The sequence below is a fragment of the Acetobacter sp. genome (assembly GCF_022483985.1).
GTDB lineage: Bacteria > Pseudomonadota > Alphaproteobacteria > Acetobacterales > Acetobacteraceae > Acetobacter.
Map to the genome: position 1 here is coordinate 198,138 of NZ_JAKVME010000001.1, position 22,188 is coordinate 220,325.

Here is a 22,188-nt window from a genome sequence, read left to right on the forward strand (position 1 = left end):
TGGCTCAGCTTTGGCGAAACACGTGTTCGACGCACGGACCTGTCAGGCGGCGTCTTGTAGCCTGCAAACACAGTGTCCCATGCCGGTGCAGTCCGTCAGCGAGGCGTGACCCAGCCGTTGCCCGTCGAATCTCCCAGACTACCCGATCCGGTCGGGCCGGAATCCTGATAGGCTGAACCAAACCGCGACAGGTCGGCGCCGGTGACCGCATCGCGTGTCACATGCTGGGCGTGATCCGGGTCCGGACCATGCAGCATATCCATCGATGGGGCATCCTGATAACCGGGCGGCAGCTTTCTGCGTCCTTTGACATGCAGATTTTCGTGGCGGCCTGTCGTCGCCGTTGCTGCGCCGCTGTCCTCGCGCGTGGGGTCGCCGGACATCAGTTCAGCGCCCGACAGAGCGTCGCTCTGCTGCGCCAGCGCCTGTCCAGACAGGGACGCACCTGTGACCGTCAGAAGCAGCAGGAGACCCGCTTTGGAGGAAAGGCCGGTGAGTCTGGAAAGAGCACGCATGAATACAGATCTTTCAGGGCTGGGTTGCGGGCGGATGCTGGGCAGCCCATCGTCAGTGTCATTTCTCTCATTCTACAATCACCGCCACCCATCTTACAACCGCAATACACTACGGTCAGACGTGCTATCAGCGGTGGGGTGAAGAGCACGGCAGGAGAAAGCGTCAGTGACGGGGGATCTTTTCGACTTCCGCAACGCGATGGAGCCCGGACAGGACGAAAACAGGAGCGAACGCATCCAGATGGACCCGGGCGCCTTTGTTTTTCCTGGCATGGCGCTTTCGCGGGCGCCCGATCTGCTGGAGGCAGCCCGTCATATCGTCCGGCAGGCGCCGTTCAGGCATCTTGTCACGCCGGGTGGCCATCGCATGTCCGTCGCCATGACTTCTTTTGGGGATTATGGCTGGGTCTCGGATCGATCCGGCTATCGCTACAGCAGAATCAGGCCGGATACGGGTCAACTCTGGCCCGCCACGCCCGACCTGTTCAGATCACTCGTGGAGGAAGCAACGCAGGCGGCTGGTTTTCAACATCCGCCGCTGCAATCCGGGCTGCTGAATCTGTATCGTCCCGGAACCCGTCTTTCCCTGCATCAGGACAGGGATGAAGAGGATGTGGAAACACCGATTGTTTCCGTCTCTCTCGGTGTGGCGGCGACGTTCCTGTGGGGTGGGCTCGACCGTGCTGATCCTGTGCGCCGGTTTCGGCTGTCACACGGCGATGTGGTGGTGTGGGGTGGACCATCCCGGATGATGTACCACGGTGTCGCACCGCTGGCTGTATCCTCACACCCGCTGACGGGCGAGTGTCGTCTCAATCTGACTTTCCGTCAGGTCACAAGAGACGTGTAAGTCACGAAGTCTGTGAGACGGAAGTAAGTTTCAGTCGAAGCTGAAATGCGGTTTTTTCCGTGTGTTGATAAAAAGCTGCACGGCGTTGGAGGTGTCAAAGCCGGCTGGAAGGGGGCCAGCTATCCCGGCCGCCGTAATCGGCGCGGACATGGTGCGGGCAGGAAAACCGCAGCGGCTCAGTGCCGCCGCGACGCCGGAGGCAGTCCGGGGATTCTTGTCATAGACGTAATACTCCCCGATGCCGCGGGCGGAAAAGATCTGTGAGCGCTGAATCTTTCTGTCGATCTCTTCGAGAACGGCCTGCGTCTGGTCAGCCATGAAGGTCGCCTCCGCATCGCCTGCAAGCGTGATGATTTCGAAATCGTTCCCGAGATTTACAAAATCGTTCTGAAGGCAGAGGCGCGCCTCATCTGAAATGTCACGCCACACCACGTTCGCCTTGATCTGTTCCGCCTTTGCCCGCGCTTCCACAGCCTGTTTCTGCGCTGTCAGGATGGCGATCCGGGCGTTCTTGCCAGCGATGATCTGTGCAGAGCGGGCCTGATCCAGCCTGAAAAACATGTATCCCGAGCCGAGACCGGAACATAGACCGGCGACAACGGCGATCAGCAGGCTCCAGCCCGGATGATAATCCCGGTTCCATTTTTTCCGAAGGGAAAGGCGCTCTGTAATGTGTGTTGTCCGCATTGTGGTTCAGGACGTCCCGTCTCATGAAAACGGGGCAGGGCTCTGGCTGCGCCCGTCTGTTAACCGGGCTTTCATAAAGAAGAATTTTTCGGTCTCATAGACTGATTGTCTCAGCGCCGGAAAATCGGCTGCGTAACCCACTCTCACAGGAAAGCGGGATCGTGATAGTCTGGCGTAAACGATCTAACGGGAGTTTTCCATGAACGCCTACAACCATCTGCATCGTCTTTTCGGACGTCTTTCCGCTCTGGAAGATGCGGGTGGGCTTCTTTCATGGGACCGCGACACGATGATGCCGGAAGGAGCGTCCGGCCGCCGTGCGACGGTCATGGCGACACTTGGCGGTTTGCAGCACGAGATGCTGACTGCCCCCGAAGTGGCCGACTGGCTGGAAACGGCCAGCGCAGACGGTGATGTCTGGAAACAGGCCAATCTTAGCGAGATGAAACGGATTCATGCCCGCGCCGTGGCGGTGCCGGGTGATCTGGTCGAGGCGCTGTCCAAGGCCGGGTCAGAGGCGGAAATGATCTGGCGCAAGGCGCGGGTCGACAATGATTTCGGGAGTCTGCTTCCCTCCCTGCAGACGGTGCTCGACCTGACGCGTGAGAGCGCCACGGCGATGGGAGAGGCTCTGTCTGTTTCGCCATACGACGCGCTGCTGGATGGTTTCGATCCGGGGATGACGCAGGACGCCATCACACCGATCTTTGAGACCATCGCTCGGGATCTGCCGCCTTTATTGCAGGAGGTGCTTGAACGGCAGAAGAGAACTGGAGAAACTTCCTCGGTTGGTAACGCTCCTTTTCCGATTGCGGATCAGGAGAAACTTGGCGTGTCCATGATGCGGCAGGTTGGCTTCGACATGGCGCGTGGACGGCTGGATGTCAGTGCTCATCCATTCTGTGGGGGTGCTACGGATGATGTGCGTATCACGACACGGTATGAGGCCGATGACTTTCTTCCGGCCTTCCTCGGCGTGATGCACGAAACCGGGCATGCTCTGTATGAACAGGGATTGCCGACCGCGTGGCAGGGCCAGCCCGTTGGGCGGGCGAGGGGGATGACGCTGCATGAGAGCCAGTCTCTGCTGATGGAGATGCAGGTTACGCGGTCCCGTTCTTTTGCGACATTTGCCGCGCCTGTCATGGCTTCTGCATTTGGTGAACGGGGTTCATGGAATCCGGACGTTCTCTATCGACGCATGACGCGGGTCAGTCCCGGCTTTATCCGTGTGGATGCGGACGAAGTGACCTATCCGGCGCATATCATCGTTCGTTACGAGCTTGAGGTCGCCTTGATCGAAGGACGGCTGGCTCTGAAGGATCTTCCTGACGCATTCAACGCCCGTATCAAGGATATGCTGGGTCTGGATGTTCCTGATGACCGGCGCGGATGTTTGCAGGACATTCACTGGCCACTGGGTCTGTGGGGTTATTTCCCCTGTTACGCGCTGGGGGCTCTGACGGCGGCGCAACTGTTCGCGGCAGCAAAGGCGGCGTTGCCGGATATCGAGGATGAAATCCAGCGTGGCGAATTCGGCAATCTTCTGGCGTGGCTTCGCGTGTCAGTGCATGAGCGTGGCAGCAGTGCTTCGACGCAGGATATTATCAGCGCAGCCACAGGAAAGCCGCTGGGAGCTGAAGACTATCTGCGTCATGTTCGGTTGCGTTATGTCGATGGAGAGAGGTAAGTTTCTTATATAAAAGAATTTTTCAGATAGAATGATTGTCTGTGGTGACTGGGCGGCCGCATGAGAGAGAAATTCCGTATGGATGTTTCTCTCTCATGCGTGTTGGATGGAACTGAGACCAGTTGTGATTTTCCACTGTGCAAGGCAGGTCTCGTATGAAGCCTGTAACGTAAATCGTGGAAATTCTCTGAAAATATGTAGAGATACGTATCTGTCTGTTTAAAAATCCGCTGTCATTGGGTCGGGTCCAATCCGTCCGTCCGTTCGGTCCATTCGTGCGATGTCAGCCATATCCTGATTATCAAGTTCGAAGTCGAATACTGCCAGATTTTCGTCCAGACGCGACGGAGTGACAGACTTCGGTATCACAATGAATTCGTTTTGGATGTGCCAGCGGATGATAACTTGCGCGGCGGTTCTTTCATGTTTTTTCGCTATGGTCGCTATGACAGGACTGTTCAGTGTCTGACCCTGTCCAAGAGGACTCCATGCTTCCGTAAGGATTCCATGCTGCTTATGAAAATCCTGCAAGGACTGCTGTTGAAACTCGGGATGAAGTTCGATCTGGTTGATGGCAGGTGTAATTCCCGTTTCGGCGATCAGGGTTTTGATCTGGTCCGCGGTGAAGTTGGAGACGCCAATAGCGCGAATACGACCTTCATCACGCAGACGGATCATCGCACGCCAGGTTTCGGCATAAAGGTCTTTCTTTGGAACAGGCCAATGAATCAGGTAAAGATCAATGACATCCCGTCGTAATTTCTGAACGCTCTGTTCGAACGCTCGCAATGTTGAATCGAAACCCTGATCCGCGTTCCATAGCTTGGTGGTCAGGAAAATCTCAGGCCGGTCTGCTAGTGCTTCGCCCACTCCCTCTTCATTTCCGTAGATGGATGCTGTGTCGACTGCCAGATATCCTGCATTGATGGCGTAATGCACGATCGAGGTTGTCTTTTCAGGGGGAGTTTGCCACACCCCCAAACCAACCTGCGGCATATCAATGCCCGCGTTGAGGGAAAGAAACGGTTGCTTGACCATATGGATTGTCTCCTCGATTATTCGAACGATATTATCTTATCGCCTGTAGCCATGTCGTCATCCGGCTCTGGAATACCTGATATAGCAGATCGACTTTCAGGATAAGATGCGACAGAATTTGTTATGTCAAAAGACACAATCAAAAAATTTCGGTCATGCCGAAGAAATGTATTCACTCACTGTTTCATGATTATTGGGTTACAGTCGTGGTGATATGGAGAGGATGCGGTATTTTTCCGATGAGACCCGGAAAAATGCTCCCCACATACAGCAGACGGCAGATTTGAACGATGGCAAATATATCGAAAACTTATTGATTCATAAACTAGGGAAGGACGGTTACGCGTTTTCAGCGATAGAGGCACCGAGTCTCGTGATGAGTAGATGAGCCTCGTCTTCGGTCATGGATGCAGTTGGTTTGGAGACCGTGATGGCTGCGGAGCAACTGCCGTCACTCTCACGGATCGGCATGGAGACCCCCGACACGCCGTTGATGACGGCATTCCGTCGATAATCGTAGCCCAGTTTCTTCACCTGATCGATGCATTCATGAATTTTTTCCAGACCCAGCCCAAGTTCGCCATAGCGATTCTGGTTCGCGGCGATGATCGCCATCCGGTTGTCCGGTTCCTGACAGGCGAGAATCACCATGCCTCCGAGGCCGTATCCAAGTGGAAGACGACCACCGAGTCCATCGCTTCCGAGAATTGGCAATGCGCTATCGGTGATGGCCATGTCGGTGATAATGGCATCAAGTCCTGAACGTTCGAGCAGAAACGCCGAAGCATGAAACTCCTTGGCCAATGCGACAAGATACGGCTTCCATTGTTGAATCCGTTCCACAGGTGTCGTTCTGCGGTGTCCCAGAGAGAAAGCTGCAGGTCCAATACGGTAACGTCCGCGCTGTGTGCTCTGCGTCACGAGCGAGTGCTTGCGGAGCGCGAGAAGAGTACGATGAACGGAAGATTTTTCTGCTCCAACGATTTCAGCAAGTTCCCTGAGCGCCAGTCCGCGCCGTCCACATTCACCGAGAGCGATCAGCACCAACGCGGCCCGATCCGAATTTTGCGAGTATTGTCCGATATTATCCACTCGCAGTTTTTCATCCTCGGATTCAGAAGCATTCGCCGAGAGCCGATTCTTCAGGATCATGATCGGGGATTCTCCGCATTGATCGTGCGTTCCGGATGAGTCCAGGCGCAACATAGTGCTCCGATGATACCAGCGACGAGCGGAAGGCTCAACGCGGCGCTCCAGCTCCCGGTTTGCTTGACGATATAGACCATGGCGATCGGGGCGATACCGCTCGCGGCATTGCCCCAGCAGGTCGTCCAGCCAGCAAGCATTCCTGTTTGAGTCCGCGTAAGATCCTGAACGGATGTCCAGATGGAAATCTGGGATAGGCCGGAAAAGGCCAGAGCCACACTAAAGACCAGAATCATCAGGGTTGTGCTGTCAATCAGGTTTCCAACGACTGCCAACCCACCGCAGCACAGTGTTCCTACGATCCCCATCGGCGTACGGGCCCACCATATGGAACCCGTGCGTTTGAGGATGTGGTCCGCTATCATGCCACTGACAAAAACCGAAACGTAGAGAAAAAGCCAGGGCATGGAATAGAGCCACCCCATGGAAGTGTAACTCATATGGCGGTGTTGCATCAAATAGAATGGCATAAGCACTAGAAAAAACGACTGAATCGTCAGCAGGCACATATAATGCAACCCGATGGCCCAGAACTGGGTGGAGCCGAGCAGGTGGGTAAACTGGAGCCAGCCTTTGTCCTGTTTCCCGGTTATGTCAGGAGCGGGAAGAGGCGCAGAAGCCGGACGATCCCGGACAAGGACAAACCACAGAATGCTCCAGAGCACACCGGCTACGCCATAAACGAAAAAACTGAGTTTCCAGGAGTAGCGTTCTGTAATCTGTGTGGTCAGCGGTCCACCGAGCACCGAGCCTAAGTAAAGAAACGCGAGAAGAACGGAATTTGCTCTGGCGCGGCGTCCGGGAGCAAACCAGTTGTTGATTGTCACGATACTTGATGACCAGTCAGGAGACTGACCCGCTCCCATGAAAAGCCGCACAACCATGAAACCCAGAAAAGATCCGGCGAAAGGGGTCAGGATCGTCGCGAGAGACCATGCGAGGCAGCCCACGAACAGACAGATACGCGGTCCAAAACGGTTGACCAATATACCGGTCGGAACCTGAAGGGCGGCATATGTCCAGAGAACGCAGGAAATAATCATCGATATTTCGACGAGAGAAAACCCGAACTGCTCCTGTATCCGAGGAGCGGAAAGTGTCATGGCCTGCCTGTCCAGTGACATGAGAAAATTGATCGGCGCGATCAGACCAAAAAGAATCAGCCACGATTTTCCCTTACGGTCTTTCGACGTCCGGGGGAGTTCTTCGGTGCCCGCTACTGCACTGGGGCCATGGTCGTATGTTGCCTGCAAAGTCGTCACCTTCCAGATCCTTTAATGAAGAGGGACCGATTGTTCGCTTGTTGATATTTAATGCCTGGATACGTTGGTCTCAGGACCGGGGGATGGTTTCGGTCACTACATTACGAACATTCTCTTGGTTCTACACGATCAAATAATTTCGAATTCGTTATATCAGCTATCTCGTCTTAAGGTGCTACTCAAACGAGCATAGCGGGATTTGGAGCTGTCATCGGGTCGGCCCTTCTGAATATCAGTTATATTGTTTCATTGGACGGCATTATCAGAGATAGATTTCGGTAACGAAACGACAGTCAGGCTTGCCGACGGGATGTGAACCGCGTCGGTAAATTGGCAGGGCGCGTGCGATAAACTTGGGCAATATCGCTGGTTAACATTCTGTCAGATTTAGAAATGGAGAGAGTTTCAATGAGAGTATTCCGAAACTCAAGCGGTTTTCCGACTATCTTTCTTCTGCTGGCATCCTGTACGCTCACACCAATGGTCGCCTTGGCCGCGTCCATGAAATCGAAGAGCACGCGAAGCGTTGCGACACACGCTCCTTTGGGTGCCAAAACATCAGTTGTTACACCTCCCCAGCCTTCCAGAGCACGAACGCCCAGATCAACGAGGGCGGTCATGCAGTCGAATCCTGAACAGGTTCACGTCACTGGCATGCATCGGATGGCTGGCGGTCTCATGAAGCGACAGACGGCGCCGGAAGCCACCAGTTCCATCACGGCAGAGGCGATTGCCCGGAAATCTTCGATTGCATCTCCTCTGCAACTCATCTCCGCAATGCCCGGCGTCAATTATGGTACGCAGGATGCTTTCGGGTTGAGCATCCGCAACACGATCAGTCTTCGCGGATTTCAGCAGAATCAGTTGGGCTGGACGATTGAGGGCGCGCCTGGCGTCGATCAGGCCTATTATCTTCCTTATTCGGAAACGTATGCTGATAACGAGAATCTTTCTGAGATCACACTGATTGCCAGCACCTCGCGTATCAATGATCCCGTTCAGACCGCGTCTGGCGGGGAGATGATCGAGACCGTGCGAGATCCATCCAAGAAAGCTGGCGGCATGCTGTCCTATGCCGCCGGGTCCTACCGTTCGCAGCGTGTGTTTGGACGTTTGGAGAGTGGCTATCTCGGTCAGTCGGGCGTCCGTGCTTTCGCTTCCGCGTCCTATACAGCCGCCGATCTGTTCGCGGGTTCAGGGCGCAGCAACAGAACGCATGTTGACTTCAAACTGCTCAAGGAATGGGATGACTGGGGAAAAAGCAGCCTCTTCGTGTCCTATAATGACTGGAAAAACGCGCGCAGTAACCCGTATACCCTCGCCGCCTATGAGGCTGCGGCTGCCGTTGATAATAACTACTCTGCTGGTAATTATGCCTCGACCTACACTGCCGGAAAGACGACGAATTACTGGAAAAATTACATCTATCATCGGAGCAGTGTGCTTATTTCGTTCCAGAACGAGTTTTCCCTCGCAAAAAATCTGAAATTGCATGTCACTCCTTATTTTCACTGGAATTTCTCGAATAGCCCCGGACAGACCTCGCTCTCTCCATCCTCGCTTTATGCCGGTGATCGGAAGGTCACGATCGACACAAATGATGTAACACTGGTCAATGGAAAGTTTGATGCGCTGGCCAACACTGTACAGAAAGAATATGCGGAAGGCATAAATGCCTACCTCCAATACGATCCGATTCGAACCAATCATTTGACCTTTGGTTACTGGTTCGATCACTGGAACATGGACGCTATTTCCGGTGTGACGCCTCTGGATATTAACGGTAATGCATCAAGCTATGTGGGTGGCGGTCTTCTGAGGGCTACTGATGGCAGTTTCATTGGCGGGACAAAATACAAAGTATCAACGGATGTAAACGAATTTTATATTTCTGATACTCAGACATTCCTGAATGACCGCCTGAAAGTAACGGCTGGGGTCAGGGAAATGATGTTCTATATATCGGGAACTAATGGACTGTCCGGTCCGCAAACCCATTTTTCACAGGCAATCACGCAGCCGATGCCGCGTGTTGCAATATCCTATCAAATCAACAAAGAAATGCAGATCTATATCAACGGCATGACGAATGCGCGTCCGCCTGTTCCGCTTTCGACCTATCCGAACATCTATAGCACGTCGACCGGGGCAGTCAGCCAGCAGGGCAGAAACTCGAACCCGATGGAATATACAATCAGTGAGGAAATAGGTTTTCGTTACTATGGTCTTTTCAATCTGGATGTCGCACTGTTCAATGCCAACCTGACCAACCATCAGGTCACCACACAGGCCTTCATCAATGGTGCTTCAACGAATACGTCTATTTCCGCCGGGGGGGAGACCATTCGTGGTGTGACCGCAGAAGTCGCCCTGCGACCTATATATGGTCTGACACCTTACATCAATGGGCAGTATCTCCATGCAACGATGGATAATGATTTCAAAACTGCCAACGGATATCTGCCAACAGCCGGCAAGATAGCTGTCATGAGTCCAAAATTCATGGCAACTATAGGGATGAACTATAATCACGGGCCATTTTTCGCCAATCTCTCGTTCAAATGGGTCGACTCCCAATACTCGACTTTCATGAACGATCAGTCGATGCCAGCGTTCAAAACTGTTGACCTTGGATTTGGCTACCGTTTTCCAAAGTGGCTGGTTTTGCAGGAGCCCATCCTTCGTCTCAATTTTATGAATCTTACCAATGGAGCTTATCTGGGAGGTGTCAGCACTATAACACCCAATGCCAAAGCTACCCATGCCACAAATGGCAATACCGTAGCCGCCTCTACACCTGCGTATTTCCTTGCTGCTCCTCTGACAGTTGTGATGAGCGTCTCATCATCTTTCTGAGGAGGGTTTGGAGAACATGGGCGATATGTTTCATTATTATGAGAATGCCCCCATGAAACGAAAATTTTTCGCCTGTTCATACATTGATGTGGCGTTTGTAACCTGACAGAGAGGTGGAATGAAGAACCATCGATCGGTATGCTGGCAATTTGCTTTCAGCTTTGGCAGACAACGATTGATGGTTATAACCAGCTATAGCCCGTTCGATCACCATGGTGCCGAGGATGAGTTCCATCTGTGATGTTTGATCGGGATAACCATGCGAGTGAAGAAATAAACTATAGATTTTTTCAATTGGTATTTCTCTATTCTGTTTTTGAAATCATCTATTATACCATAATTGTATAAATATTTTTAGAAATGTTTTACGAAAATCATTATTAAGGATGTTCAGTTTTATCGGCTCACGTCAGATGCTTGCGAAACAGCCAGACTGCTCTGATGTCAGACACGCCACCGGATAGTCTCAGACTGAGAAAGCGGCAGTGGGCGGACGATCCTTCATCAGAAAGCCCTCCGACATCGAACTGCTTTCAGTATCACACCAAACGGCAGATGTTTATCCTTGTCTGGATCATCACTCTGCACAATTCTGTTGATCAGGAATTCGCAAATCTCGCTGCATCTGCGACCAGATCATTTTCCGGTCTCACTCCGGTATAGAGTACAAATTGTTCCAGAGCCTGAAGAGCGGAGACTTCATTGCCCGTTATCACAGGTTTTCCAAAATGCCGTGCAGCCAGAACCAATGGCGTTTCAACAGGCATTGCGACAATCTCAACCACAAGCGACGCGCGCGCCACCATGGATTCGGGGAAAGACAAATATGTTGCCTCCAGAGCGCCAGCCATGCCCAGCGGGGTGACGTTCACCAGTATGCTCCCATTGTAACATGACGATGCAAGAGGTTCCGGTTTTTCAACCCATTGCCAGCCATGACGGTCAGCCACAGTTTTTCCTTCGACAGGATTGCGGGCTGCAATTACACCGTTCGTAAAACCCATGTCGCGAAAGGCTGCGGCCACAGTCTTGCCCATTCCGCCCGAACCTCGAAGCACGACGGGAGAGTGCGGATTCAGCAAGCGTGCTTCAAGAAGATGACGAACCGCGATATAATCAGTATTATATCCGCTGAGATGTCCGTCATTGTTGACGATTGTATTGACCGATCGAATACCAGATGCAGACTCCCTCAGATTGTCAAGGAAAGGGATGCAGCTTTCCTTGAATGGCATGGAAATTCCCGCGCCACGTATCCCAAGTGCACGAATGCCTTGTACGGCGGCGCCAATATTATCTGTGGTGCACGCTTTGTAGAGATAGTTCAGACCTAGACGATCATAGAGATAGTTGTGAAATCGTGTGCCGAAATTACCCGGTCGGCCAGCAAGAGAAATGCACAAACGCGTTTCACGATTGATTCCGCCTCTATAAGGATGAGCTGTCTTAGCCATGCTGTCCGCGTCTTTCATTCGTGTCTTCCTTCCGATGTTCAAAGCGCCCGATGCTGAGTGCGTTCACAGGCCATTTTTCATGAGCAGATGTTTCGCTAACGATCATGTCGGCGATAACGGCGCCGACAACTGGAACAAGAGCGAAGCCGTGTCCTGAGAAACCGTAGCAATAGAATATTCCGGGCAATTGTGAGGAGGGGCTTATAATCGGTAGATCGTCGGGGGTTCGTGCCTCGATCCCCGTCCAGCATCGGGCAATCCGTACTCCGGCGAGTTGCGGAAACAAACGGAGAGGCGTGTTCATGCCAGTCGCCAGTGCGTGAAAATCCACACATGTACGCTCTTTTTTCACATCCGCCTGCCCCTGCAGGCCTCCGCCAATAAGAAGGCTTCCAGTCCGCGTCTGTTTCAGAGAGAGCGCCGCTCCGACACAACCAATGACCGGTCCAGAAAACTCACTGACTCGTTCTGTAACGGTCATCATTGACGCCTTTACGCACGCAGGAACTTTCTCCCCGGCCCATCCCGCTAATGTGGCGCTCCAGGCTCCCGCTGCGATGACGACTGATGCGGCGAGAAAAGTCTCGTGATCAGTATCGACACGCCATTCCAGGCCTTCTGAAGCAAGTGCATTCACCCCATGTCCTTCGAGCAGCAATACTCCAGCGCTCTCAGCGGCGCGTCGATATGCGTTGACGGTCAGATGCGGGTCGGCTGACCCGTCACCCTGCGCATAGGAGGCACCAGCACAGTGAGGGGCCAGAGATGGCAGCAGCGTATAGAGAGATGCTTTGTCAAGCATCTCTTCGTGTGTGTATCCTGCCTGTTGCAGACTGTTTACACGCTGGGCTTCATGGGCAAGTTCAGTTGGATTTTGAGCGATACGCAGCTGTCCAACCTGTTGAAAACCACAGTCTTCACCAAGGGAGTCAGCTAGGCCACGCCACAGTTCCAGAGAGTGGAGTGCCAGGTCGAGTTCCCGCCGGTCGCGGTTCAGGGTCCGGATACCACCGGCATTGGCAGTGGAGGCATGACGTCCGATCCAGCGACGTTCCAGTACGGCGACCGAAACACCGCGTCGTGCCAGTTGCAGGGCGCAGGACAGTCCGTGCAGGCCGCCACCGATAACCACGGCATCAATTGTGCGGATCACTGGATATCGCTTTCATGCGAAAGGGAGGCCAGTTCACCAAGTTTTAGAGGTTTGAAAGGTGCGCGTACACGAAACAATCCCAGTTCTGCAATGCTTTTGTTGTGAGTCGAAGCAAGCAGCACTGAAAGCGGTAAGGCGCATTGTCGTCCCTGACAGGCGCCCATTCCCGTGCGTGTGAACGCCTTTACCTGATCCGGCATGCCTGAGCCGGTAAGGGAGGCGCGGCAGATTGTCCCGGCATTGACGGACTCGCAACGACAGATCATGACGTCATCAGCTGGGGAAAGCTGTTCCAGCCGCAAACGTGAGAGCGTGGTGACAAGTGGTCGCAAGGCCATTGCCTGACGAAACCTCTTCCGATGAAAACGAATTTTCCTAGCCAGAGCTTTCTCTTCAGCATGTCCGGTCTGCATCGCAACACGCAGGGCGGCAAGGGCTCCGCTGTACAGTGCGGCATCCGCTCCGCCGATCCGCGCAGCGTCCCCGGCAACAAACAGGCCCGGTACAGTGGACTCACCCCACTCATCAAGGATGGGCCGGAAACACAGTTCCGTTTCGTCCCATTCCAGACGCCCACCGGCGGCCAGAACAGGATGCACTCCGGGGATCAGTCCCTCGTGAACCATCAGAACCGCGGCATCGACATGATGCGTGATGCCTTTGCGATCCGTAAAGGAAACTGCTTCGAGTTTCCCGGAGCCAAGCGCCTCGATCTTTTCCACATCACGGAAGATCCTGACCCGACGGAGACGAATCTTCGCCAGTCGCACCAGACCTTTTCCGATCTGCCCGGGACACTGCCATATGGCTTCAGGGAGGGTCTGCAACACTCTAACCCAGGATACTGGTGCGCCGGTTTGCAGAATTCCCGCTATACTGCCACCGGCAGCAAGAAGCTGTACCGCATACAACGCGATCAGCGGTCCCTGTCCCGCGAGCCAGATCGGTTCACGAGGTACGACGCCAGAGCTTTTGAGCAGAATCTGTCCTGCTCCGACCGTCATTACGCCGGGAAGTGTCCAGCCTCTGAAAGGCACGGTCCGTTCCTGCGCTCCCGTGGCGAGTACGATTTTGCGCGATGTCAGTGTGAAAGAGTTTCCATTGACGTCTGTGACCAGAACCTGCCCGGAAGACGTGATCTCCCACGCTCGTGCTTGAGAGAAAAAACGGATGTCAGAGTGTCGGAAACGGGTGAGAAAGCGTGAGGCCTCGCGCGCCGTGACGCCGGGAAGCCGCCGCCACATCCTTGCGGCCGGCCCGTCGGCGCCGCGCCAAACCTGCCCGCCGGGAGAAAAATGCTCTTCGACAACCGCGACGTGCAATCCCGCATCCGAAGCCGTAAGAGCTGCACTGATTCCGGCCGGACCAGCACCAATCACGACAAGATCAAAAAACTCAGCCATTTCTTTTCGCCTGTCCCTGACAGGAGATATCCGGTAGCGGATAGGGACCGTTCTGGCGCTGGATATTCATCCCGTCACGTGCGGGGATCAGGCACGTCCGAACTGAGGCCGCACCATCAACGATCGCCACGCATTCAAAGCAGATGCCCATCATGCAGTAGGGCGCGCGTGGCCGCCCGGCATGGTCGTGTCCTGTGGGTCCATCACACGTTCGTAGAAGGATGGCGGCGACACTTTCGCCTGCCAGCGCCAGCACGGTCTGCCCATCGACCATCACCCGGATATTGGTCGGCGGCGCAAATGGGCTCCGGAAAAAATTCACGGTCATTGAAAAACCGCCACATCCATCCTGATCATGCCATATCTTCGTCCTGGCAGGTAAAGCAGAGTTCAGAAACGCTGGCGTTGTTGGGCAGATTGAGCGTGGCCGACACCATGGCGGCGATATCTTCGGGTTGCGTCATGTCTTCAGGACGCCATCCTGCCACCTTGCTGGTCATGTCGGTCGCAACGTAGCCGGGACAGACCACGATTGAACGAATGCCATCCGCCCATCCCGTGCGTCGCACTGCTGCGGCAAGACCCGTAACGGCGAACTTGGAGATGGCGTAGGTAGAAGATCGTGGTGATTTCACACGCTTTCCGGACATGGACGACAGAAGAACCACGCGCCCCTGACCGCCTGCCACGAGGGCGGGCCAGGCGGCTTTCACCAGTCGTGTCGGTGACCGGACGTTGATTTGGAGCATCTGCTCAAGATCCTGATCGTCGGTCTCCAGTATCGACCCCGGGATCGAGATTCCTGCTGAGGCGATCACAGCGTCGATACGGCCGAAATGGGCGAGCGTTTCCCCGACCCATGCTGCTTCCGTAGTGGGATCGGTCGCATCGTGAAAACACGTGATATGAGGCGATCCCAGTGACGCCATCGCTGTATTTCGTAGTCCTGCGCTGATCAGCCAGCCATCAGTCGCAAGCCGGGACGCGATCGCCGCCCCGATACCCCGGGACGCCCCGGAGATCATGACAACACGGCCTGCGGACGGGGAGCGTTTGGCTTGCGACATGATAGAACGTCTCCCTCAGGCTGCTTCCGGCTCACCATAACCGCCGCCGCCGGGAGTCACGATCTCGACGATATCAGACGGAGCCAGCATGGCATTTCCGGCCGTTATTGGCGCCGTGCAGCGAATCTGTGCGTTTCCGCCCGAGCCGCCACCGTGCAGACCCCACGGCGCTGTTGTGAGCCGGGACATGCTGATTGCGACCTGACATTCCTCTTCGGCCCGGTAGACCCGGCGAAGTCCCATGCCGCCCCGGAATTTACCGGTGCCTCCCGAACCATCAACCAGTTCGTAGCGCAGTACTGACAGCGGGTATTCCGTCTCCAGCGCTTCGATCGGCAGGTTGGATGTATTTGTGAGGTGAACCTGCACGCCGTCCAGACCGTCCTTGTTGTAGCGTGCGCCGTTTCCGCCTCCGATTGTTTCCAGATAAATCCAGAACTTGTTGCTGCTGCGTCGGCTACCACTGAATGTCGCGGACACGACCGAGCCATTGGACGCTGCGGTGATCGTCTTGGGGCAGACCGGAGCCAGAGCCGCAGTAATCACGTCCACAACACGCTGACAGGTGGAAATGCGCCCCATCACGGCCGCAGGCAGGGCGCAGCACAGGATCGTACCTGGTTCCGCCTCGACATGAAGAGGTCGTGCGAGACCTGAATTGGGCGGGATTGTGGGATCGACGATGGCTTTGATCGCATAATAGACGGTTGCAAGAAGCGCTGAGCGTGTCATGTTGAAATTCGCTCGCACCTGCTTCGGACTTTCAAATGAAAGCGTCATTTCGTCGCCGGTGATGGTGATGACGCAGGAGATCTTGATCGGTTCCGGGTGATCAATGGTTTCGAAAAGATCTTCCGCTGTATAGGTTCCATCCGGAATCGTGGCGATCCCCGCACGCATCTTGCGTTCGGCATAGTCCTGCAATTCGAGTCCGGCGCTGACGACGACATCCGCTCCGTATTTTTCGCACAGGATACCAAACCGGCTCACACCGAGCCGGTTTGCCGCCATCTGGGCGCGCAGATCGGAAACGCGCTCGTCCGGAACCTGACAGTTCAGCAGAATGAGGTCCTGAATGTCCTGCTGCAACGCGCCGCGACAATAAAGGCGCACAGGTGGAATACGGATTCCTTCCTGAAAGATATGAGCATTGCCGCGATCGGCGAAGTCCGAATGATGCGCCGTGTTGATCGCCCAAGCGACAAGCTTCTCTCCAACGAAGATGGGCTCCGCGAGAACGATGTCCGGCAGATGCGTTCCCCCGCCGAGATAGGCGTCGTTGCCGATAAACACGTCGCCGGGAGCAATGTCCTCCAATGGATAACGCGCCATGACAAGGGGAATGAACTCGATGAACGAGCCGAGATGCATGGGGATATGTTCTGCCTGACACAGCGTATGACCGAACTGGTCAAAAAGCGCTGTCGAACAGTCCCGTCGTTCCTTGATGTTCGTGGAATAGCTTGTCCGAACCAGCGCTTCTCCCATTTCGTCAACGACGGAGGAGAGGGCGCTTCCGATGATCTCCACGGTAACGGGATCAAGCGACTTGCGATCAAAACCTGTCATCACTGGTATTTTCCTGTTTCGTTGTTCATGGGGTGAAATGCGCTATCGACCGAAACGTTCGAATGCGAAGGGGGTCGGATCGACGGAGGTACGCGTGTTCATGACAATTTCGGAAAGCAGCTTTCCGGCGCCCGGTCCGATGCCAAAGCCATGTCCGGAAAAGCCGACGCCCAGCACCAGTCCGGGAACTGTCTTCGAATGTCCAATGATGGGAACGGCGTCCGGCGTCACATCGATCAGACCTCCCCAGCGTTCCACTTCGCGCATTGTCCGGAATGCCGGGAAATCACGCTTGATGATCCGAACTGCCTCATTGAGATATTTGTGCGATGGTTCCGGATCAAGAGTGCGAATCTGTTCGAACGGCGTCACGTTGTCTGCCGTCCAGTTTCTGGCCATACGCCATTCATCAAGAAAACGTCGTCCGATCCGTAGTCGTAGTTCCTTTCGCGTCTGTAGATAGGAACCGATGAATTTCGTGAACTGGCGCAATGTGTCAGGCGTGATGTCGGATACACTCACGTTGCGCCTGCTTATATTATAACCTCCCTGTATATTCTTGCGGAATGCGAAGTCGCTTCCGCCGACGCTCTCCTCCGGAGCGCCTTCGACATTATCCACTCGCATAACGCTGCCGAGCACGTTGAGGGCAGGGAGGTCCAGTCCCTCATTACCGGCGAACAGGCGCGACCATGCGCCACCGGCCAAGACGACAGTGTCGCAGGCGATGGACCCTCGTTCAGTGATCACGCCGCAGACTTTGCCGCCTTTTCTGTCCAGCATGCGCACTGCGCAATGTTCCAGAATGACAGCACCATGTTCACGGGCTGCCTGCGCGATGGCGGGCACCGCTTTCGTGGGTTCCGCGCGTCCGTCCGTCGGACAGAACAGGCCTCCCTTGAAGAGACGCTGGGAGCCGCCTGCCATTTCCGCGGTCTTCGCGCCGTCGGTGACAACCGTGCGGACCTGATAGGTGTCGGCGATATCTTTCCATGTCAGAAATTCATCGAGCTGCTTCTGATCGTCGCAGGCATAGAGAATTCCGCACTGCCGAAAACCTGTTTCACGTCCGGTGAGTTCATTCATCTGCCGCCAGAGATCCAGACTGAGCAGGCCAAGGGGGAGTTCCCTTTCGTCACGTCCCATGACGCGGGTCCATCCCCAGTTCCGGCTCGACTGTTCGCCTGCAATATGTCCTTTTTCGCAGAGCACAACCGGCACACCGGCGCGCGCCAGAAAGAATGCCGTGGTTACTCCAATCACACCGCCACCGATCACAACAACCTGTGTAGAACGGGGCATCTGATCGTCTGACTGAATGGGATCAACCTTAGGCGCCATGATTACCGGTCCCTGAAATTCAGCACGCCACCGTGCCACATCGAAATTCGTGACACGCTCTCCGGCAGTTGTCTCTACATAGCTGATATTTCAAAACCCGTCTTATTACTCACGCTTTCACAGTTGTAGCCTAGATCTGGTGTTAATGAATACGAGTTGGAGAGCAGACTATGGCCTGGAGGCTTGGGGTTGATTCCGGAGGCACCTTTTGTGATGTCTGCCTTTATAATGCAGATACGAAACAGTTTTCGATCTGGAAGGTGTCTTCGACTCCTGACGATCCGTCCCGTGGCATTCTTGCCGGTGTAACCGAAGGGCTGGGTACGGTTTCAGCCGGACCGCCCGATGTGAGTTTTCTCGGACACGGGACCACGGTCGGCACCAATGCCGTCATCCAGCACAAAGGCGCGCTGACGGGTCTTATTACGACGGATGGTTTCCGAGACCTTCTGGAAATCGGTCGCCAGCAGAGACCAAGTCTCTACGACACGCAGGCGGACAAGCCCGAAACACTGGTTGCGCGAGCCTTGCGTTTTGAAGTGCCGGAACGGATTCGACATGATGGCACCATCGAGACGGTGCTCGACGAAGAGAGTGTAAGAGAAGCTGCGCGTGCCCTCAAAAAAGCAGGCGTCAAGGCAGTGGCGATCGGCTTTCTCTATGCTTTCGTAAACCCGGCCCATGAGAAACGTGCGCTTGAGATCGTTCAGGAGGAGTTTCCGGAAGCGTTTTCCTGCGCCAGTCATCAGGTTGCGCCGGAATTTCGCGAATATGAACGTCTGTCGACAACGGTGGTCAACGCATATCTCGGCCCCGTGATGGAACTCTATATCGCACGGCTTGGCGCCCGTCTGAAGGAACTCGGTCTGGCTGTGGCGCCACGAATCACCCAGTCGAATGGTGGCGTGATCAGTTTCGATCTCGCCCGTGAACTGCCGGTGCGGACGGTGCTGTCCGGTCCGTCAACGGGGGTCGTCGCAGCGCAGGCGATCGGTCAGGCAATCGGTATTCCCAACATCATTACCTTCGACATGGGGGGCACCAGCACCGATGTAGCGCTTCTGAAGGATGGGGTCTGCCGACTCACAGGCGACGCGGAAGTTCACGGCTATCCCGTCAAAGCGCCGATGTTCGACATTCACACGGTCGGCGCAGGTGGCGGCTCTCTTGCCTATCGGGACAATGGCGGGCTTCTCAAGGTTGGCCCCCAGAGTTGCGGCGCGTTCCCGGGGCCTGTCTGCTACGATCAGGGGAACCTCACGCCATCCACCACGGATGCCAACGTCGTGTTGCAGACCCTCAATCCGCTGTTTCTGCTGGGCGGAAGAATGGCGATCCGGCGTGATCTCGCTCTGGAGCGCATCCAGATTCTGGCCGACGAGCTTGGCATGGACGTCATGGAAACGGCGCAGGGGATTCTCTCGGTCGTGACTGCGAACATGGCGCGCGCCGTGCGGGTGATCAGCGTCCAGAAGGGACATGATCCTCGTGATTATGCGTTGATGGCGCTCGGCGGCGCAGGCCCGCTTCATGCCGTGCGCCTTGCGCAGGAACTGGACATGAAGCGCGTGATCGTGCCGCTGACTCCCGGTGTCATGTGCGCTCTTGGCCTTCTTCTGACCGATCTGCGGGCAGATTTCTCTGCAACCCAGATCATGACCGCGAATTCCGCTTCACACCATGCCATGTCGCGGATTTTCGCGACCTTGATGGAGCAGGCGGAAGAGTGGTTCGCGCAGGAATCTGTGCCCGATGCCGACCGACGCATCAAGCTGAGCGCAGACATGCGTTATGTTGGTCAAAATTACGAGTTGTCGGTTGACGTGCCGGATGCGGCTACGACTGTTACGGAGCAGTCCGTTGATGTGATGGTCTCGGGATTCGTGACGGCTCACAAGATGCAATATGGTTTCGCATCCGAGACCGATCCTGTGCAGTTCGTTACGTTCCGCATAGAGGCCAGCGGGAGAGTCGACAAGGCTTCGTTCGTTGCGTTCGAGGATGCCGGGCCAGATGCGGCCGCCGCCATCATCGGGGAGCGCAATGTCTGGTTCCCGGAAACGAAGGGTTTTGTATCCTGCCCTCTCTATGACAGGAAACTGCTCAAATGCGGCAACCATATCGCCGGTCCTGCCATCATCGAACAGATGGACGCAACGACGGTGCTGCCTCCCGGAACCAAGGCGGTGGTTGAACCCCATCTCAATCTGATTGTTGAAATCGGGTGATAAGCCGGTGAGGAATAGCTGTTATATCGAGACATATATTTCGATATGAGCAAATATCAGACGTATAAAACAAAAGGAGGAAGTCATGGTTGAAATTATAAAGGTTAAATCTGGCAGCATGTATGAGGAAAAGGATAGTTACTCCAGAATTGTAATGGTTGGTGACCAGATATTCGTAGCGAATACAGCGGGTATAGATTACAAAACGCGCGAAATTTCTGCCGATCCGGGAATGCAGGCCCGCAAGGCTCTGCAGAACATTGAAGGTGCTCTGAAAGCAGTGGAGGCCTCTCTCGCCGACATCGTGCGGGTTGTCACCCATGTTCCGGACCGGGCTAACGCACCCGCAGTCTCTGCTGTCCTTGGCGAAGTGTTCAAAGGTATTGATCCTGCGCTCACCTTCGCCAATACACCGCTGGCGCGGGATGACCTGAAGGTTGAATTTGAGGTTACAGCGATCCGCGGAGCATCCGGTCAGGCAAAATATATCCGCGTCTCACTGTAATCCTGTCGGACAGAACTAAAATTTTCTCCGAACTCTGTGATGGCCTGTTTTCAGTCTGACGGGTTCGGGGAAACCGACAGGCTTTCTGTTTGCGCCAGAGCATGATGTGATCGTTTGGGTTTATCTGGTCACATAAACACACTGAAAACAAAATATTGTGGCATATTGCGATCAGAGAATGTGATCGCAACATGCCAATAATGGTTGCCTGTCAGAGGAAGTGCTGATTGAAGCACCTACGTCACTGGTCTGATCTCATCAAGGGCCATCCGGACAGATACGTTCCGGGATACTGGATTGTCAGCTATCGCATTTTGTGGCCAGAGAAATTCGTCCTTGAGGCTTGCGACCGATTGCTTGATCAACCCCACGAGAGATGAATTCACAGGCTTGCTCTGCGATGTTGCCAGAGAAATCGTGCGATAAACAGCAGGTTTTGTGATCAGCCGTGCCCTGAACTGTCCGGACAATATCTCCCGTTGCAGTGAAGCGGCCGGGAGAAGCGTTGCGGCAAGACCGGATGCGACGACTTGCAGAATAGCGGAATAGGAATCGCATTCAAACTGCACATGCGGTTCAAGACCATTGCGACTTGCCCATGCGTCCACGATCTGGCGTAGCCCGTGGCGACGGCCAGGCAGTACGAGCTGGATGGTTTCAAGTTCAGCAGCTTCAACATCGTCGCCGAATTCTGGCATTTCACTGTCAGGGGAATGCCGCTCGATCAGATAGAGAGGCTGGCTGAACAGGGCTTCAAGATTCTGGTGTGTTGTTCCCGGTGCATCATAGATCAGAGCGATGTCCAGCGACCCGCCGCCGAGCGCGAGAAGAAGATCACCGTTGCAGCCGTCAAGAAAACGCAGTTCAGCCTGAGCGTGGGCTGTGCGCAGGGAGCGTGCCAGAGGCGCAAGCAGAATGGCGCTGACGCTTGCCGGCATACCGATGGCTGCGGAGCCTAGCTGATCCGATGAGAAGTCACGAACTTTTTCGCGTGCATCATGTATTTGACGGATGATCGCCCAGCCGAGCTGCTGCAACAGTTCTCCCGCCTGAGTGACGACGACACCTCTTCCGTTTCTGTACAGCAGAGGAACACGTAAATCCGTTTCCAGATCGCGGATGTGGCGACTCAACGCCGGTTGGGGGCGGCCAAGCCTCACAGATGCTTTCGAAAACGAACCACATTCCGCAACCGCAATGAAATATTCCAGATCCCTCACATTCATAGCAACAGCCTCGTTTGCATGATGAACAACACGCCATCAGATCGAATATGGTGGAAAACACAGAAGAAATTGTCTTAACGGCAACTTCGATGACAAATTAGGGTAAAAGAGACAATTTATGTCAAGTTAATTTCGTTA

At 54.7% G+C, this 22,188-nt stretch carries 18 protein-coding genes; 5 read left to right on the forward strand and 13 right to left on the reverse strand.

The annotated features are described in order from the left end of the window. Positions 1-95: 95 nt before the first annotated feature. On the reverse strand, positions 96-515 hold the full coding sequence (locus LKE90_RS00905; protein ID WP_291492683.1) for a hypothetical protein: 420 nt from the start codon (positions 513-515) through the stop codon (positions 96-98). A gap of 166 nt (positions 516-681) precedes the next feature. Here LKE90_RS00905 and alkB point away from each other — a divergent pair, with 166 nt between their 5' ends. Next, positions 682-1,365: a DNA oxidative demethylase AlkB gene (gene alkB / locus LKE90_RS00910; protein ID WP_291492685.1), complete on the forward strand. Its 684-nt coding sequence runs from the start codon at positions 682-684 to the stop codon at positions 1,363-1,365. Between the two features lie 30 nt (positions 1,366-1,395). On the opposite strand, the gene LKE90_RS00915 is transcribed toward alkB, so the two are convergent. Beyond that, positions 1,396-2,052 (reverse strand): hypothetical protein, encoded by a 657-nt coding sequence (locus LKE90_RS00915; protein ID WP_291492686.1) that lies wholly within the window; start codon positions 2,050-2,052, stop codon positions 1,396-1,398. Between the two features lie 199 nt (positions 2,053-2,251). Between LKE90_RS00915 and LKE90_RS00920 the strand changes: the two genes are divergently transcribed. Next, positions 2,252-3,742, forward strand: a complete 1,491-nt coding sequence (locus LKE90_RS00920; protein ID WP_291492688.1) for a carboxypeptidase M32 — start codon at positions 2,252-2,254, stop codon at positions 3,740-3,742. A 219-nt stretch (positions 3,743-3,961) separates the two neighbouring features. Here the strand turns inward: LKE90_RS00920 and LKE90_RS00925 are convergent, their stop codons facing one another. From LKE90_RS00925 to LKE90_RS00935, 3 genes are all read right to left on the reverse strand, one after another. Next, positions 3,962-4,780: an aldo/keto reductase gene (locus LKE90_RS00925; protein WP_291492690.1), complete on the reverse strand. Its 819-nt coding sequence runs from the start codon at positions 4,778-4,780 to the stop codon at positions 3,962-3,964. A 339-nt stretch (positions 4,781-5,119) separates the two neighbouring features. Then, positions 5,120-5,932, reverse strand: a complete 813-nt coding sequence (locus LKE90_RS00930; RefSeq protein ID WP_291492692.1) for an IclR family transcriptional regulator — start codon at positions 5,930-5,932, stop codon at positions 5,120-5,122. Beyond that, on the reverse strand, positions 5,929-7,248 hold the full coding sequence (locus LKE90_RS00935; RefSeq protein ID WP_291492694.1) for an MFS transporter: 1,320 nt from the start codon (positions 7,246-7,248) through the stop codon (positions 5,929-5,931). The genes LKE90_RS00930 and LKE90_RS00935 overlap by 4 nt, the downstream gene beginning before the upstream one ends. 408 nt (positions 7,249-7,656) lie before the next feature. Between LKE90_RS00935 and LKE90_RS00940 the strand changes: the two genes are divergently transcribed. After that, positions 7,657-10,104 carry a TonB-dependent receptor gene (locus LKE90_RS00940; protein ID WP_291500994.1) on the forward strand — a complete coding sequence of 816 codons (2,448 nt, stop codon included), beginning with the start codon at positions 7,657-7,659 and terminating at the stop codon, positions 10,102-10,104. Positions 10,105-10,703: 599 nt separating this feature from the next. Here LKE90_RS00940 and LKE90_RS00945 read toward each other — a convergent pair. From LKE90_RS00945 to LKE90_RS00975, 7 genes are read right to left on the reverse strand one after another with little or no spacing between them, the layout of a single operon-like run. Beyond that, positions 10,704-11,576, reverse strand: a complete 873-nt coding sequence (locus LKE90_RS00945) for a shikimate 5-dehydrogenase (protein ID WP_291492701.1) — start codon at positions 11,574-11,576, stop codon at positions 10,704-10,706. After that, the gene (locus LKE90_RS00950) at positions 11,551-12,711 is read right to left on the reverse strand and encodes an NAD(P)/FAD-dependent oxidoreductase (RefSeq protein WP_291492703.1); all 1,161 of its coding nucleotides are present in this window, start codon (positions 12,709-12,711) and stop codon (positions 11,551-11,553) included. Before LKE90_RS00950 ends, LKE90_RS00945 begins: the two co-directional genes overlap by 26 nt. Then, positions 12,708-14,114, reverse strand: coding sequence for an FAD-dependent oxidoreductase (locus tag LKE90_RS00955; RefSeq protein WP_291492705.1), 1,407 nt, complete (start codon positions 14,112-14,114; stop codon positions 12,708-12,710). The genes LKE90_RS00950 and LKE90_RS00955 overlap by 4 nt, the downstream gene beginning before the upstream one ends. Continuing rightward, positions 14,107-14,442 carry a (2Fe-2S)-binding protein gene (locus LKE90_RS00960; protein ID WP_291492707.1) on the reverse strand — a complete coding sequence of 112 codons (336 nt, stop codon included), beginning with the start codon at positions 14,440-14,442 and terminating at the stop codon, positions 14,107-14,109. The genes LKE90_RS00955 and LKE90_RS00960 overlap by 8 nt, the downstream gene beginning before the upstream one ends. A 25-nt stretch (positions 14,443-14,467) precedes the next feature. Beyond that, positions 14,468-15,181 (reverse strand): SDR family NAD(P)-dependent oxidoreductase, encoded by a 714-nt coding sequence (locus LKE90_RS00965; RefSeq protein WP_291492709.1) that lies wholly within the window; start codon positions 15,179-15,181, stop codon positions 14,468-14,470. Positions 15,182-15,196: 15 nt separating this feature from the next. Further along, positions 15,197-16,750 (reverse strand): hydantoinase B/oxoprolinase family protein, encoded by a 1,554-nt coding sequence (locus LKE90_RS00970; RefSeq protein ID WP_291492711.1) that lies wholly within the window; start codon positions 16,748-16,750, stop codon positions 15,197-15,199. Positions 16,751-16,792: 42 nt separating this feature from the next. Further along, positions 16,793-18,091 carry an NAD(P)/FAD-dependent oxidoreductase gene (locus LKE90_RS00975; protein WP_291492713.1) on the reverse strand — a complete coding sequence of 433 codons (1,299 nt, stop codon included), beginning with the start codon at positions 18,089-18,091 and terminating at the stop codon, positions 16,793-16,795. 170 nt (positions 18,092-18,261) lie between these two features. Between LKE90_RS00975 and LKE90_RS00980 the strand changes: the two genes are divergently transcribed. Both LKE90_RS00980 and LKE90_RS00985 read left to right on the forward strand, forming a co-directional pair. Beyond that, on the forward strand, positions 18,262-20,319 hold the full coding sequence (locus tag LKE90_RS00980) for a hydantoinase/oxoprolinase family protein (RefSeq protein ID WP_291492715.1): 2,058 nt from the start codon (positions 18,262-18,264) through the stop codon (positions 20,317-20,319). 85 nt (positions 20,320-20,404) lie between these two features. After that, entirely contained in the window at positions 20,405-20,824 is a 420-nt protein-coding gene (locus LKE90_RS00985) for a Rid family hydrolase (RefSeq protein ID WP_291492718.1), read from the forward strand. Positions 20,825-21,060: 236 nt separating this feature from the next. Here the strand turns inward: LKE90_RS00985 and LKE90_RS00990 are convergent, their stop codons facing one another. After that, positions 21,061-22,050 carry a LysR family transcriptional regulator gene (locus LKE90_RS00990; protein WP_291492720.1) on the reverse strand — a complete coding sequence of 330 codons (990 nt, stop codon included), beginning with the start codon at positions 22,048-22,050 and terminating at the stop codon, positions 21,061-21,063. Positions 22,051-22,188: the final 138 nt, after the last annotated feature.